We start from the raw sequence: 14,562 nt of genomic DNA, 5'->3' as shown, positions 1-14,562 counted from the left end.
CCGGGTCGCTCAGACGAGATCGCGCCAGTCGATGTCGTCCTCGTCGTCGTCGACGACGGGGACGCTCGACGTGATCACCGGCAGCGACATCGTCTCGGTCGGGGGACCCATCAGGGTCGCCTCATCGCGGCGGTGCCGCAGCACGTCGTCGATGTAGCTCGAGAGGGCCTCTGCGAGGGGGACGGACTTGCCCTTCGCCTGCGAGAGGTACCAGCGGTGCTCGAGCAGCTGGTGGAAGACCTCGGCGGGCTCGAGCTTCGCGCGCAGATCCCACGGGATCGCCTTCACCACCGGTTCGAACACGCGCGTCACCCACTCGTGCGCGACCATCTCCTCGTCGTCGCCGAGCCGGGAGATGCGGGCGCGGAACTCGTCGAGATCGTTGAGCAGGCGCCTCGCCTGGTTCTCTTCGACATCCAGGCCCGTCAGCCGCAACAGGCGCCGCTGATGGTGTCCGGCATCGACGACCTTCGGCTGGATCGACACCTTCGTGCCGTCGGCCGTCGTCTGGATCGACATCTCGCCGATGTCGAATCCGAGCTCGTTCAGCCGCTGCACGCGCTTCGTGAGGCGCCATGCCTCATCGGCGCGGAACGTCTCGGTATCGGTGAGCGCGGCCCACAGCGAGTGGTACGACGACACGATGCCGTCGGCGATCGCGACCGCGTCCACGCCGCCTTCGAGCCGGCCGCCGGCTTCGAGATCCATGATCTCGCCGGCGATGTTGGTGCGGGCGACATCCAGGTCGTGAGCGCGCTGGCCAGGCGTCAGACCGCTCTCGTGCAGCTCGCCCGTCTCGGCATCGACGAGGTATGCAGCGAAGGCGCCGGCGTCGCGGCGGAAGAGCGTGTTCGACAGCGACACGTCGCCCCAGAAGAAGCCCACGTTGTGCAGACGCACCAGGAGAGCCGCGAGCGCATCGACGAGGCGCGTGGCCGTGTCGGGTCGCAGCACCTGCGTGAACAGCGCTCGGTACGGCAGGGAGAACTTCAGGTGCGCGGTCACCAGCACTGCCGGAAGCGGGTCGCCGTCGGCATCCTTGCGCCCGGCGATCACCGCCACGCGCTGCACGCACGGCACGTCCAGGCGATCCAGGTTGCCGAGCATGTCGTACTCGCGGCGTGCCATGGCCTCGGTCGTCTCTTTGACCGCCACGACTCGGCCGGACAGGTTCGCGAAACGCACCAGGTGCCGTGAGATGCCCTTGGGCAGATAGACGATGCTGCTCGACGGCCAGTCGGCGAGCGGTGTGGACCACGGCAGGGTCAGCAGACCCGGATCGACACTGCTCGCGGTGATGCTCAGTGCGTCTGGCACGGTCACTTCCTCACGTTGCGCGACGGTGTTGTTCAGGGCCGGACAGAAAAGCGCGACGGCGCGGGGGGAGGATTCCCACCCGCGCCGTCGCGACTTACCGCTTACGCCGCGGCGATGGCCTTGTCGGTGAGGCGCTCGCCCGACTCGACGTCGAACACGTGCACGTGACCGGGGACCGGTGCGAGCACGACGCTGTCGCCGGCGTTCGGGTGACGACGACCGTCGACGCGGGCGACGATGTCGGTGCGCTTGCCGTTCACATCGGCGTGGCCGTACAGGTAGCCGTCGGCGCCGAGCTCTTCGACGAGGTCGACGATGACCGAGAGGCCCTTGCCGTTCTCGGGAGCCACGATGATGTCCTCGGGACGGACGCCGATGGTGACATCGCTGCCGTGCGCCTTGCCGAGCGTGTCGGCCTCGATGCCCACGACCGTGTCCCCGAACTGAACCCCGCCCTCGGCGAGGTGCGCCGGGAACAGGTTCATCGCGGGCGAGCCGATGAAGCCAGCGACGAACACGTTGTTCGGGGTCTCGTACAGGTCGCGCGGGGTGCCGACCTGCTGCAGCAGACCGTCCTTGAGCACGGCGATGCGGTCGCCCATGGTGAGCGCCTCGGTCTGGTCGTGCGTGACGTAGACCGTGGTGACGCCGAGGCGCCGCTGCAGCGAAGCGATCTGGGTGCGGGTCTGCACACGGAGCTTGGCGTCGAGGTTCGACAGCGGCTCGTCCATGAGGAACACCTGCGGCTGGCGGACGATCGCGCGGCCCATCGCGACGCGCTGACGCTGGCCACCGGAGAGCGCCTTCGGCTTGCGGGTCAGGTAGTCCTCGAGGTCGAGGAGCTTGGCCGCCTCGAGAACGCGCGTGGCGCGCTCGTCCTTGCCGACGCCGGCGATCTTGAGCGCGAAGCCCATGTTCTCGGCGACCGTCATGTGCGGGTACAGCGCGTAGTTCTGGAAGACCATCGCGATGTCGCGGTCCTTCGGCGGGACGTCGGTGACGTCGCGATCTCCGATGAGGATGCGGCCGGCGTTGACCTCTTCGAGGCCGGCCAGCATGCGCAGCGACGTGGACTTGCCACAGCCGGAGGGGCCGACGAGAACGAGGAATTCGCCGTCGGCGACTTCGAGGTTCAGCTTGTCGACCGCGGGGCGGGTGCCGCCGGGGTACAGACGGGTTGCGTTGTCGAACGTGACTGACGCCATGTTTTCTTCTCCTTCACCGGCAGGTACGTGCCGGACGATCCGTAGTGATGGAATGAGCGGGGGCTTGCCCGCACGCCCTTCATCGGGCGCAGAAAACAGTATGACACGGCGTGCCTGGAGGTTGCGTCTGGGCATTTCCCAGGGTGGCTGGCTAGCATCGTGGACGGCCGCTTTCCCGTGCGGCCCCCGCCGATCCACCGGCCCAAATCCGTCCGAGAGGTTCCATGTCGAGCGACGAGTCACCGAACGCCGCGTCCAGCGAGCGCCGCGACGCGGTGCGTGAGAAGGCGCAGCAGGTGCAGGCGCGCCAGTCCCGCGATCGCCTGATCCTGCGCTCGACGCTGGCGGTCGCGATCGTGGCCGTCGTGGCCGTGATCGCTGTCGTGGTGACGTGGACGGTCTCGTCCAGCGCATCGAAGCCGACGATGAGCCCGGCCAACGGCGTGGACTACGGCTTCATGATCACCGGCGTCACCGGTGCCGGGGTCACGTCCGAGCAGACCGGTGCGAACGGCTCGATCCTGGGCGGCGAGGCGGCGACTCCTTCACCCGAGGGTGATGTGGCGGCAGAGGCGACCGAGCCGACGCCCACCGCCACCGCCACCGCCACCGAGGTGCCGGCCGTGGACATCCGCGTGTATGTGGACTACCTCTCGACCGGTTCGCGCGATTTCCAGATCGCGAATGTGCAGCAGTTGTCGAAATGGGTCGCCGAGGACGCCGCGACTCTCACGTACTATCCGGTCGCGATGCTCACCGCGAAGTCCAACGGCACGAAGTACTCGCTCCGCGCGGCCAACGCCGCCGCGTGCGTTGCCCAGCACTCGCCCGACTATTTCTTCGCGTTCAACAACGCCCTGCTCGTCGAGCAGCCTGACGTCGACTCGGACGGCCTCACCGACAGTGAGCTCGCCGCTCTCGCGATCGGCGTGGGCCTGGACGGCCCCAAGGTCGTGCGCTCGTGCATCGAGGAGCAGTCGTACGCCTCGTGGGCGAAGACGGCCACCGAGCGTGCGCTGAAGGAACTGCCCGGCACCGACGGCGTCGCGCTCACCAGCACTCCGATGGTGCTCGTCAACGGCACGCAGTACGTCGGCGCCCTGGACGACCCCAAGGAGTTCGCCCAGTTCGTGCTCACGGTCTCGAGCGACTCGTACTACAAGGCGACGCCGACTCCGACCGCCACCCCGACTCCCTGACACGAGCAGGGGGACGAGCGCCGGTAGACTGGGCGCCTTGCCGGCTTGGCGCAATTGGTAGCGCACCTAACTTGTAATTAGGGGGTTGCGGGTTCGAGTCCCGCAGTCGGCTCCAGAATCGGCATGGTCTGGTCTGGTTCTTCTCCGACAGCCCCAAGCCTCGCCCAGATATTCGCTTTCCGCGGTTCACGCGCGGAACCTCCACGGCTATCGTGAGGTGTCCGCCGGACTCTCGAACCGCGGAGTCGCGACCGCGGGTAGGGAGCCAGCACAATGGAGATCGCCGGAGTCGCCGCTGCCGGACTCGGTGTGCTCTTCGCGATCGTGATCGTCGCGCCGCTTACGCTGCAAGCCCGCCGATGGCGCATCCGGCTGCGGTCAGCGATGACGTCGGCTAGCTCGCAGGGGATTTGTGTGGTCGGCTTACTCGCGGGCGGCACGTTCGCTCCCGAAGGGATTTTCACTCAGTTGCGCTTCGGCAGCGAGTCGCCCCATTCGTTCGTCGGGATGCGGGTCACGGACGACGCGGTGGAGTTCTGGGAACTCAAGAGACCGATCGGTGGTCGCCCGCTGAAATTCGACGCGATGCTGTCTCGCGCAAAGAGGATCGACCGGGGGACGCCGGGCGTGGACGTTCGAGTCGACAGCGATCGCTTGTTCCCCCGTATCTGGGTCCGATGGATCCAGCAGGGTGAAATGGCGTGCGTCGGCTTCGTGCCCGTGAGCGCAGACTCCCTGTTCCGTCGCCCGATCAGCGATCAGGAGTTCAACGACCTCGCATCCTCGCTGTCGCGCATGCTGCCGGCTCGAGTGAATTGATCCGAGCCAGCGCTCCCCGCTCGCGAACGCGCGCGGTCAGCCTGCAGGAGCGAACGTGATCAGCACGGGGGTCGCTCCGCTCGCACGGTCGAACACGAGGGTGGCGGTCACCGTCGCGTCGCCGGTCGTGCCGGGCCCGATCGTCGCCGTGAAGGTTTCACCCTCGCCTGCACGATTGAACTCGGAGATCTCGGTCTCGAGCGAGTCGAGCTGCGCGGCATCCCATCCGAAATCGCGAGCGAGCGCCTGCAGGTACCCGATCGCGCCCGACCAGCCCTGCACGACGTCGGGGCGCAGCGACACCTCGACGAGCTCGTCGCCCTGCGAGGTCGCGGTGAGGCCGGCGATGTCGTCGAGCACATGCACCGCGTCGCCGCTCGCGATCACGGCGCGTAGCGGCCGGCGGAAGTCGGCGGTCTTCTCGCCGTCGATGGGCAGTCCCAGTTCGGTGGCCGAGAGCCCGCCTTCGCCGACGCGCACGCGGACGACACCCTCGACGTTGGCGTAATCGAATCCCGCGTCGGTGAGCATGCTGGAGCCGTCCGAGGCCTTCTGGTCGACCGAGGCGGCGGGGTTCTCCTGCGTCCACCACGACTCCTGGATCGCGAAGGACGCGAACACCACCCCGGCGATGACGAGCACCAGGATGGCGGCAGGCAGCCACGTGAGGAGCCTGCGAGTGCGAGCGGAGACGGCCACGCTCCAGGGTAACCGCAGCGTCCGCTGCCCGCCGCGGACGGTCGGCGGGGCGCGCACGCGCAGGGCAAGATGGGACGAGTGACCGAGCGACGCATGCCCACCTGGATCGCGCTCGGCGCGGCCGTGGCGATCGGGGTCATGACCGCAGCACAGGCCCGCGTCAACGGGGAGCTCGGTGTGCGCCTCGAAGACGGGTTCGCGGCGGCGGTGGTGTCGTTCGGGTCGGGTCTCGTGATCCTCATCGTGCTGTCGGCCGTTCTTCCGTCGGGCCGCGCGGGCTTCTCTCTTCTGGTGACCGGAGTGCGCACGCGGAGCATTCCGTGGTGGATGCTCGCCGGCGGAGCGGCCGGCGCGCTCACGGTGGCGACGCAGGGCCTGGCGGTCGGGCTCATCGGGGTCTCGCTGTTCACCGTCGGTGTCGTGGCGGGTCAGACCGTGAACGGACTCGTGCTGGACCGTATCGGCTACGGACCGGCCGGTACGGTCGCAGTGACCGTGCCGCGGCTGATGGGCGGCGTCCTGGCGCTCGTCGCCGTCGCGATCGCGCTGGGCGGCGGCGGTCTGTCGGATGTGCCGCTGTGGATGATCGCGTTGCCGTTCTTCGCCGGCATGGGGATCGCGTGGCAGCAGGCGACCAATGGGCGCCTGCGTCAGCGCGTGCGGACGCCGCTGACGGCGACGTTCGTGAATTTCGCGGGCGGCACGGTGCTGCTCGTGATCGCGGCGGCCATCCACCTCATCGTCGCCGGTCCGCCCGCATCTCTCCCCTCCGATCCGTGGCTCTACGTCGGCGGCGCGCTCGGTGTCGTCTACATCGCGCTCGGAGCAGCGGTGGTGCAGTACACGGGCGTGCTGCTGCTGGGGCTCGGAGCAGTCGTCGGCCAGTTGCTCACGTCGCTGCTGCTCGACCTGCTGTGGCCTGCGCCGGCCAGCCCGGCGCTCGCGCAGCAGGTCGTCATGGTGACGGTGGCCCTGGCATCGGTCGTGGTCGCCGCCGTGCCCTGGCGCCGCCGACGCACCCGCTGAGTCAGTCCTTCGAGGGCTTCGGCATCCGTGAGACGTACTTGCGCGCCTCGATCGTCTTGCGGCGTCCCGCACGGCTGCGGGACGGTTTGCCGCCCACGTAGAGCCAGCCCAGCAGTTCTTCGTTCTTCGCCAGGCCATGCGCCTTCGCGACGGCCTTGGCCCGGGTGTAGTGCCCGGTGCGCCAGAACACGCCCCAGCCTGCTTCGTCCAGCAGCAGGCTGAGGGCATGCGCGACGCCCGAGGCAACGGCCTCCTGCTCCCACCGCGGCACTTTGTCACTCTTGCGGAAGGTCGCCACGATCGCAATCAGCAGCGGCGCACGCAGCGGCTTCGACGACGGTCCCTTGTCGCCTTCCGCCTTGCCGATCGCGCGCGCGAGACGCACTCGATCTGCGCCGCGCAGCTCGATGAGGCGCCACGGGTGCATCGACGAATGGTCGGCGACCCGGCCGGCCGCCGCGACCAGCTCGAGCAGCTCCGCGTGCGTGGGGGCGTCATCGGTGACCTTGGACCACGAGCGGCGCTCCTGCATCGCCTCCAGTGCGCTCGACATCACTCGCCTTCCGCCGTGAACTCCAGCGAGAGCGAGTTCATGCAGTAGCGGTCGCCGGTCGGCGTGCCGAAGCCGTCGGGGAAGACGTGGCCCAGGTGCGAGCCGCATGCGGCGCAGCGCACCTCGGTGCGGACCATCCCGTGGCTGGTGTCGTCGATCAACTCGACCGCTTCGGGGCGGATCGATTCGTAGAAGCTCGGCCAGCCACAGTGCGAGTCGAACTTGGTACCGCTCTGGAACAGCTCCGCGCCGCATGCGGCGCACGTGTAGAGGCCGGCGCGGTGTTCGTCGAGCAGTTCGCCGGTCCACGCGCGCTCGGTGCCCGCTTCGCGCAGCACCGCGTACTGCTCCGGGCTCAGCTCGTCGCGCCATTGCGCATCCGACTTGTCAACCGCGTACGTCATGGGATTCTCCTCTGCACGGACGAGCGGATGCTCCGGAGGCACCCGTCCATCCGGCGCGACGAGACCGCTCACCTCCATTCAACCCCAGCCGGGGCGTGCCCGCGCCCTCGCGCCTGCACGTTGCCCGTGAGAGCGGTCGATGCGCAAAGATGACCGGATGGGAAATGTCCCCGCTCCCGCTCCTCCCGCCGCCGGCGCGCCGCACGGAGCCTCGGGGCGCGGGGTCGCGACGGCGTCCGCCGCCGACCGGTACGCGAGGTTCGCGCGTGACGAGGCGGCGGGGCGGTCCGCCCTGTACGCCGAATGGGCGGCAGGAGTGGCCGCCGATCCGAGCGTGGCAGAGATCCTCGGCCGCATTCCCGAGACTCGGCGTCAGCCTCCTCTCGTGTTCGCCGTGACCCGCCTGCTCGGAGCCCCCGAGGCGGACTACGCCACGTGGCGCGAATGGGTCCGTGAACACGCCGACGATGTCGTGGCGGAGGCATCCCGCCGCAGTCTCCAGACGAATGAGCCGCTCCGGTGCGCCGCGCTTCTTCCGGCGCTCGCCGAGATCGAAGGGCCGCTCGCGCTGCTCGAGATCGGCGCGAGCGCCGGGCTCTGCCTGTACCCCGACCGCTACTCGTACCGGTTCCGCGATCGTGCCGGCGCACGGGTGACCGCGCTCGATCCGGCGACGGGGGTCTCGTCCGTCGTGCTGGAATGCGAGGTTGCGGGAGATCCGCCCCTGCGGATGCCCGAAGTGGTGTGGCGTGCGGGGATCGATCTTGCCCCCCTGGATGCCGCAGACCCGGGTGACCGGCGATTCCTCACCAGCCTCGTATGGCCGGGGGAGCGGGGACGCGAAGCGAGGATCGAGGCCGCGCTCGACATCGCGGCCGCCGAGCCGCCGCTGCTGCATGCCGGCGACGCCTCCGAACCCGCGGTCCTGCGGAAGATCGCGTCTGGAGCACCTGCGGGCGCGACGCTCGTCGTGACGACGCCCGGAGTTCTCCCGCACATCCCGCGGGCGGGTCGAGATCGGCTCATCCAGACGTTGCGCACGCTCGAGGCGGTGTGGATCTCGATCGATCCGCCGGGTCTGCACGGCGCTCTCGGACCGTACGGAACCTGGAATCCTCCGATCGATCCGGCCGCGTGGAGCGGCTTCGTCCTCGGTCGAAACGGCGACCCCCTCGCCGCCGTCGACCCGTTGGGCGCGTTCGTGGAGTGGCGTGCGGGCAGGACGGATGCCGCGGGCTAGCGTGGAATCGTGCCCCTCAGTGACCGCGACCGCGCCCTCCTCGACTTCGAGGCCGAGTGGCGCAGGCACGCGGGGGTCAAGGAGGAGGCGATCCGCGCCGAGCTCGGGCTGTCGCCCGCCAGGTACTACCAGCTGCTCGGTCGGCTCATCGACACGACCGATGCGCAGCAGCACGATCCGATGCTGGTCAAGCGGCTGCGCCGCCTGCGGGACGCGCGCACGGCGGCCCGCTCCAGCCGCACCGCAGACGCACACTGACGGCGGCTGATGCCGCCATCGATGGGCGGGTGCCCGCCGACATCGCCGACCCGCCGCCGCACGCAGGTTCCTCAGGAGTTCGCCCGGTAACATCATCGGGTGCCCCGAACGACCTTCCCCCGGGATCGCTTCGACGAGCTTCCTGACACGGACCGCGTCGGCGCCCATCGAGCCGAGAACCCCCGCATGCGGGGCTGGGTCGTGCTGCTGTGGGCTGCGCTGGCCACCATCGTCCTCATCGCCGTCGGCATCTTCGGCACCCTGCTCGCGGCCGGTCGCATCGACCTCTTCCCTGAGCCGACGCCGACCGTCGAGCCGATTCCCGAGGTCACTCCGGTGGTCGACACGACCTTCGACGTCCTCATCCTCAACGCGACGCCCGAGCAGGGACTCGCGACGCAGATGAAGGACGTGGTGGTGGGTGCGGGATGGCTCGCCGACGACGTCCAGGCAGGCGAGGCGGGTTCGCAGGACTTCGCCGAGACGACGGTGTTCTACGTGAACGCCGAGGACGAGGCGGCCGCGGCCGGCCTTGCGCAGGTCATCGGCGGAGCGGCGACCGAGCAGAGCGACGCCTATCCGTCGGCAGATCCGGAGTCTTCGCAACTGACGGTGGTCATCGGCCTCGATCGCACCGCGGCCGGCCAGACCCCTGCGCCCACTCCCTGACGCCTGCCCACAGGGGTGTGTTTCACGCCGGTAAACACTTGAGTGCAAGCGTGTCAACAAGTGACGAACCGCGCGATCGGCCGGTTCTGCCGTGAATACGATGAAGCCCAGTACCGCCAGGCAACAGGAGATTCTGCATGACTCAGGGCACCGTGAAGTGGTTCAACGCCGAGAAGGGTTTCGGTTTCATCACCGTCACCGACGGCCAAGATGTCTTCGTTCACTACTCCAACATCGACATGAACGGGTTCCGCGTCCTCGAAGAGGGCCAGACCGTGGAGTTCACGGTCGGTTCGGGCCAGAAGGGCCCGCAGGCGGAGTCGGTGCGCGTCGTCTGACAGCAGGGGATCGCGCCCGACGTAGAGCGTCGGATCGAATCGGGAAACGGGATGCCGCGTCGGCATCCCGTTTCCGTTCGTTTCAGCAACCTTCCCCGTGGCTTGCACTCGATAGGGGCGAGTGCCAGAATGTATTAGCACTCACCTTCGTTGAGTGCTAATACCCAGAAGCCAACGTTCCGGAGGGACGACACACACATGGCAAAGATCATCGCTTTCGACGAAGAGGCCCGTCGCGGCCTCGAGCGCGGCCTCAACATCCTGGCTGACGCTGTCAAGGTGACGCTCGGCCCCCGCGGTCGCAACGTCGTGCTCGAAAAGAAGTGGGGCGCCCCCACGATCACCAATGACGGCGTTTCGATCGCCAAGGAGATCGAGCTGGACGACCCGTACGAGAAGATCGGCGCGGAGCTCGTCAAGGAGGTCGCCAAGAAGACCGACGACGTCGCGGGCGACGGTACGACCACCGCCACCGTTCTCGCTCAGGCGCTCGTGCGTGAGGGCCTGCGCAACGTCGCGGCCGGCGCCGACCCCATCAGCCTCAAGAAGGGCATCGAGAAGGCCGTCACGGCCATCACCGCCGAACTGCTGGCGAGCGCAAAGCCGGTCGAGTCCAAGGACCAGATCGCCGCGACCGCTTCGATCTCGGCTGCAGACCCCGAGATCGGCCAGCTCATCGCCGAGGCGATCGACAAGGTCGGCAAGGAGGGTGTCGTCACCGTCGAGGAGTCGCAGACCTTCGGCACCGAGCTCGAGCTCACCGAGGGCATGCGCTTCGACAAGGGGTACATCAACCCGTACTTCGTGACGGACCCGGAGCGCCAGGAGGCGGTCTTCGAGGACGCATACATCCTCATCGCGAACCAGAAGATCTCGAACATCAAGGATCTTCTGCCCATCGTCGACAAGGTGATCCAGGACGGCAAGGAGCTCGTCATCATCGCCGAGGACGTCGAGGGCGAGGCTCTCGCGACTCTCGTGCTCAACAAGATCCGCGGCATCTTCAAGTCGGTCGCCGTCAAGGCTCCCGGGTTCGGCGACCGCCGCAAGGCTCAGCTGCAGGACATCGCGATCCTCACGGGTGGCCAGGTCGTCACTGAGGAGGTCGGACTCAAGCTCGAGAACGCCACCCTCGACCTGCTCGGCCGTGCGCGCAAGGTCATCGTCACCAAGGACGAGACCACGATCATCGAGGGTGCCGGCGACCCCGCACAGCTCGAGGGTCGCGTCACGCAGATCCGTCGCGAGATCGACAACACCGACAGTGACTACGACCGCGAGAAGCTGCAGGAGCGCCTCGCCAAGCTCGCGGGCGGCGTGGCCGTCATCAAGGCGGGTGCGGCGACCGAGGTCGAGCTCAAGGAGCGCAAGCACCGCATCGAGGACGCCGTTCGCAACGCGAAGGCGGCCGTCGAGGAGGGCATCGTCCCCGGTGGTGGCGTCGCGCTCATCCAGTCGGGTCGCAAGGCCCTCGACGCTCTCGAGCTCACGGGTGACGAGGCGACCGGTGCGAACATCGTGCGCGTCGCCATCGAGGCTCCGCTGAAGCAGATCGCACTCAACGCCGGTCTCGAGCCCGGTGTCGTGGCGAACAAGGTGTCGGAGCTGCCCGCAGGACACGGCCTCAACGCCGCGACCGGCGAGTACGGCGACCTGTTCGCACAGGGCATCATCGACCCGGCCAAGGTGACCCGCTCGGCGCTGCAGAACGCCGCGTCGATCGCCGGTCTCTTCCTCACCACCGAGGCCGTTGTGGCCGAGAAGCCGGAGAAGGCGTCGGCTCCCGCCGGCGACCCGACCGGTGGCATGGACTTCTGATCCAGAATTCCACGACCGCGTAACGCGTTCACAGAACGGCCCCTCCTTCGGGAGGGGCCGTTCTGCGTTCCGAGGGGATCAGCGGAACAGGCTCGCGGTGGCCAGTTCGGTGTCGGCGTACTGGCGGCCGGCGGCGCTCAGCGCGGCGTTGATGCCCGCGAGCGATTCCTCGACCTGTCGCTGCGTCACGCGCCACTGATCGACGACGCCGTGGAACGCGATCGATGCCGAGCCGGTCCATGACGACTGCAGCTGAGTCAGCTGCGCCAGCATCGAGGTGGACTCGGCCTGCAACCGGTCGATCGTGCCGCGCACTGCCGCGGTGCTGGCGAGGACCGCGTCGCTGTCGACGGAGAAGACTGCCATTTTGCTCCCTTCGAGGGGTCGGCCGGTCGCCGCGCCCCTTCACCGATCACGCTAGAAGCGCTCGCATGTCTGGCGCAGGCGGCCGGGCGAACCAGTGGAGATCGCCGCGCGGAGCACCGTTGGGGAGGAGCCAGGACACAGGCCCCGGCCTCGTGCCTACAGTGTGTCCGACGGCCGGGGGCGCGCGAGCGGCTGTGTCTGGATGTCGAGGTGCTCCGCGGCATCCAGTCCCTCCGCAAGAGGGAACGCGACGCGGAATGTCGCGCCGCCGCCGTCGGAGTCGCGCACCGAAACGGATCCGTGCAGTGCCTCGACGATGGAGGCGACGATCGAGAGTCCGAGTCCCGACCCGCCGGTCTCGCGCGTGCGGGAGTTGTCGGCGCGCCAGAAGCGCTGGAAGATCTTCTCCTTGATCTGATCGGGAACGCCTTCGCCGTGGTCGATGACTTCGATCCAACCGGTTCGCGCCGCGCTGTCGACGCCGACGCGAAGCTCGATCGGAGAGTCCTCGGCGGTGAACCGGCGCGCGTTGCCGAGGAGGTTGGTGACGACCTGGCGGATGCGGTTCTCGTCACCCAGCACGATCGGCAGCGGCGCATCGCCGGCAGGTACCGGATCGGGCGTCGGGAGGATCGGAGGAAGCTCGGCGTCGCCGGTGCCTGTCGCGGTCATCGCCGGCAGCGGCTTCGGGCGGCGACGCAGCAATGACAGCGTCGCCCCGGCCCGAGAGATGGCCGAGGGTCCGTTGCCGCGCCGCTTCGGATCGGGATCGACGGACGTCTCGTCCTCATCCACCGGCGGAGGCTGGTCGGTCGGTTCGCTCGTGGTGTCGATGACGGTCACCGGGCGCTGCGGTGATGCGGCGCGGACGTCGAGCGCGGCATCCCTCGCCACCGGACGAAGGTCGACGGCCGTGATGACCACATCTCGCCGTTCGTCGAGACGAGCGAGCGCCAGGAGATCCTCGACGAGGAGCCCCATCCGGATGGCTTCCTTCTCGATGCGCTCCATCGACTGCGCGACATCGTCTTCGCCGCGGATCGCGCCCATGCGGTACAGCTCCGCGTACCCGCGCACGGTCACCAATGGGGTGCGCAGCTCATGGCTGGCGTCGCCGATGAAGCGCCGCATCTGGCGCACCGTGGCGTCGCGCTGAGAGATGGCGGCATCCACGCGTCCGAGCATCGCGTTGATCGCGGTCTTGAGCCGCCCGACCTCGGTCGTCGTCGGCTCGATGTCGGTCATTCTCAGACCGAAGTCGCCCGACGCGATCGCGTCGGCCGTGGACTCCACCTGGCCGAGGCTGCGGAAGGTGAGCGTGACGAGCCCTCGGGTTGCGATCGCTCCGAGCAGGAGGATCAGGATCGCGAGGATGCTGTAGATGCCGATGTAGTTGGCGATGGTGCGATTGACTGACGCGAGCGGCACCGCTACCAGCTGGGTGTACAGGATGCCCGCATCGGCGAACTCCTGAACGGCGACGGTCGCCCGGAACTCATCCTCGCCGTCGTTCGAGGCGAGAGTGACGGGTTTGAGCTCATCGGCCTGGCCCTTGTCGAGAGGATAGATATCGGGCACCACCGGCGTGGGGCCTCCGCGGCCGCCGGCGAGCGCAAGGAGCGCGCCGTCAAGGGGGTCGTACACCGCGACGAAGTAGTCGACCGACGGGGCGTCCTCCTTCGGGCGGACGATCAGTCTGCCGTCCGAGACCGAGAAGTCGAGCAGAGGCGCTGCGGCTTCGGTGCTGGCCAGGGCTTCGACTTGTGTATCGACGCCCGCGACAAGAGCGGTGCGCAGGAACACAGCCGTCCCGAATCCCGCGACGAGGAGTCCGACCGCCAGGAGCACGACAGTGACCCCGGTGACCTTCGCGCGCAGGCTCGTCCCGCGCCACCACCGGGTGACCGCGTCGGGCTTGTGCGCCAGGTCGTCCCCTTGCTTCTTCCGCTCTAGGCGGGCTTGCCGGCCTTCAGCATGTAGCCGAAGCCGCGCTTGGTCTGGATGAGCGGCTCGGAGGAGTGGGGATCGATCTTGCGGCGCAGGTACGAGATGTAACTCTCGACGATGCCGGCATCGCCGTTGAAGTCGTACTCCCACACATGGTCGAGGATCTGGGCCTTCGAGAGCACGCGGTTCGGGTTGAGCATGAGATAGCGCAGCAGCTTGAACTCGGTGGGGCTCAGATCGATGCTGGCATCGCCGACCTGGACGTCGTGGGTGTCCTGATCCATCGTGAGCTCACCCGCGCGGATCACCGACTCCTCGTCGGCCTGCATCGTGCGGCGCAGGATCGCCTGGATGCGGGCCACGATCTCGTCGAGGCTGAACGGCTTGGTGACGTAGTCGTCGCCCCCGGCATTGAGGCCGGTGATCTTGTCTTCGGTCTCATCCTTCGCGGTGAGGAAGAGGATCGGCGCGGTGTACCCGGCGCCGCGCAGGCGCTTGGTCACGCTGAACCCGTTCATGTCGGGCAGCATGACGTCCAGGATGATGAGGTCGGGTTCCTCCTCGAGGACGGCGGAGATCGTCTGAGCGCCGTTGGAGACGGCGCGGACCTGGAACCCGGCGAATCGCAGGCTCGTGATGAGCAGGTCGCGGATGTTCGGCTCGTCGTCCACGACGAGGATGCGCGGTGCGGTCATGCCCTCATT

16 protein-coding genes and 1 tRNA gene are annotated in these 14,562 nt (G+C 68.3%); 9 read left to right on the top strand and 8 right to left on the bottom strand.

Annotated features, from left to right (window positions below):
- Positions 1–9: 9 nt before the first annotated feature.
- Entirely contained in the window at positions 10–1,317 is a 1,308-nt protein-coding gene (locus KEC57_RS02050) for a DUF4032 domain-containing protein (RefSeq protein ID WP_229382845.1), read from the bottom strand.
- A gap of 101 nt (positions 1,318–1,418) precedes the next feature.
- On the bottom strand, positions 1,419–2,522 hold the full coding sequence (locus KEC57_RS02045; RefSeq protein WP_229382844.1) for an ABC transporter ATP-binding protein: 1,104 nt from the start codon (positions 2,520–2,522) through the stop codon (positions 1,419–1,421).
- A 224-nt stretch (positions 2,523–2,746) separates the two neighbouring features.
- On the opposite strand from KEC57_RS02045, the gene KEC57_RS02040 reads away from it, so the two are divergent.
- From KEC57_RS02040 to KEC57_RS02030, 3 genes are all read left to right on the top strand, one after another.
- Positions 2,747–3,721, top strand: coding sequence for a DsbA family protein (locus tag KEC57_RS02040; protein ID WP_229382843.1), 975 nt, complete (start codon positions 2,747–2,749; stop codon positions 3,719–3,721).
- A 39-nt stretch (positions 3,722–3,760) separates the two neighbouring features.
- Positions 3,761–3,836: transfer RNA gene (locus tag KEC57_RS02035), tRNA-Thr, on the top strand.
- A 158-nt stretch (positions 3,837–3,994) separates the two neighbouring features.
- Complete coding sequence (locus tag KEC57_RS02030) at positions 3,995–4,540, top strand: hypothetical protein (RefSeq protein WP_229382842.1); 546 nt, start codon at positions 3,995–3,997, stop codon at positions 4,538–4,540.
- Between the two features lie 36 nt (positions 4,541–4,576).
- Here the strand turns inward: KEC57_RS02030 and KEC57_RS02025 are convergent, their stop codons facing one another.
- The gene (locus KEC57_RS02025) at positions 4,577–5,239 is read right to left on the bottom strand and encodes a hypothetical protein (RefSeq protein ID WP_229382841.1); all 663 of its coding nucleotides are present in this window, start codon (positions 5,237–5,239) and stop codon (positions 4,577–4,579) included.
- 69 nt (positions 5,240–5,308) lie between these two features.
- Here KEC57_RS02025 and KEC57_RS02020 point away from each other — a divergent pair, with 69 nt between their 5' ends.
- Complete coding sequence (locus tag KEC57_RS02020; RefSeq protein ID WP_372456934.1) at positions 5,309–6,265, top strand: DMT family transporter; 957 nt, start codon at positions 5,309–5,311, stop codon at positions 6,263–6,265.
- 1 nt (position 6,266) lies between these two features.
- Here the strand turns inward: KEC57_RS02020 and KEC57_RS02015 are convergent, their stop codons facing one another.
- Both KEC57_RS02015 and msrB read right to left on the bottom strand, forming a co-directional pair.
- Positions 6,267–6,818 (bottom strand): nitroreductase family protein, encoded by a 552-nt coding sequence (locus KEC57_RS02015; RefSeq protein WP_229382840.1) that lies wholly within the window; start codon positions 6,816–6,818, stop codon positions 6,267–6,269.
- Positions 6,818–7,222: a peptide-methionine (R)-S-oxide reductase MsrB gene (msrB, locus tag KEC57_RS02010; RefSeq protein WP_229382839.1), complete on the bottom strand. Its 405-nt coding sequence runs from the start codon at positions 7,220–7,222 to the stop codon at positions 6,818–6,820. Before msrB ends, KEC57_RS02015 begins: the two co-directional genes overlap by 1 nt.
- A 157-nt stretch (positions 7,223–7,379) precedes the next feature.
- Here msrB and KEC57_RS02005 point away from each other — a divergent pair, with 157 nt between their 5' ends.
- The 5 genes from KEC57_RS02005 (at position 7,380) to groL (ending at position 11,545) form a co-directional block, all read left to right on the top strand.
- Positions 7,380–8,462, top strand: coding sequence for a DUF2332 domain-containing protein (locus KEC57_RS02005; protein ID WP_229382838.1), 1,083 nt, complete (start codon positions 7,380–7,382; stop codon positions 8,460–8,462).
- A gap of 9 nt (positions 8,463–8,471) precedes the next feature.
- On the top strand, positions 8,472–8,720 hold the full coding sequence (locus tag KEC57_RS02000; RefSeq protein ID WP_229382837.1) for a DUF3263 domain-containing protein: 249 nt from the start codon (positions 8,472–8,474) through the stop codon (positions 8,718–8,720).
- A 99-nt stretch (positions 8,721–8,819) separates the two neighbouring features.
- Positions 8,820–9,389, top strand: coding sequence for a LytR C-terminal domain-containing protein (locus KEC57_RS01995; RefSeq protein ID WP_229382836.1), 570 nt, complete (start codon positions 8,820–8,822; stop codon positions 9,387–9,389).
- A gap of 137 nt (positions 9,390–9,526) precedes the next feature.
- Positions 9,527–9,727 (top strand): cold-shock protein, encoded by a 201-nt coding sequence (locus tag KEC57_RS01990; RefSeq protein ID WP_229382835.1) that lies wholly within the window; start codon positions 9,527–9,529, stop codon positions 9,725–9,727.
- Positions 9,728–9,925: 198 nt separating this feature from the next.
- Entirely contained in the window at positions 9,926–11,545 is a 1,620-nt protein-coding gene (gene groL / locus KEC57_RS01985) for a chaperonin GroEL (RefSeq protein ID WP_229382834.1), read from the top strand.
- 78 nt (positions 11,546–11,623) lie between these two features.
- Here the strand turns inward: groL and KEC57_RS01980 are convergent, their stop codons facing one another.
- The 3 genes from KEC57_RS01980 to KEC57_RS01970 all read right to left on the bottom strand — a co-directional run bounded on the left by KEC57_RS01980 (position 11,624) and on the right by KEC57_RS01970 (position 14,553).
- The gene (locus tag KEC57_RS01980) at positions 11,624–11,911 is read right to left on the bottom strand and encodes a WXG100 family type VII secretion target (protein WP_229382833.1); all 288 of its coding nucleotides are present in this window, start codon (positions 11,909–11,911) and stop codon (positions 11,624–11,626) included.
- Positions 11,912–12,067: 156 nt separating this feature from the next.
- The gene (locus KEC57_RS01975; RefSeq protein ID WP_229382832.1) at positions 12,068–13,759 is read right to left on the bottom strand and encodes a sensor histidine kinase; all 1,692 of its coding nucleotides are present in this window, start codon (positions 13,757–13,759) and stop codon (positions 12,068–12,070) included.
- A 101-nt stretch (positions 13,760–13,860) separates the two neighbouring features.
- The gene (locus tag KEC57_RS01970) at positions 13,861–14,553 is read right to left on the bottom strand and encodes a response regulator transcription factor (RefSeq protein ID WP_229382831.1); all 693 of its coding nucleotides are present in this window, start codon (positions 14,551–14,553) and stop codon (positions 13,861–13,863) included.
- Positions 14,554–14,562: the final 9 nt, after the last annotated feature.

Source organism: Microbacterium allomyrinae (assembly GCF_020682705.1).
GTDB classification, from domain to species: domain Bacteria; phylum Actinomycetota; class Actinomycetes; order Actinomycetales; family Microbacteriaceae; genus Microbacterium; species Microbacterium allomyrinae.
Note: the sequence above shows the minus strand (reverse complement) of the source record. Positions and strands in the feature narration are given on the sequence as shown.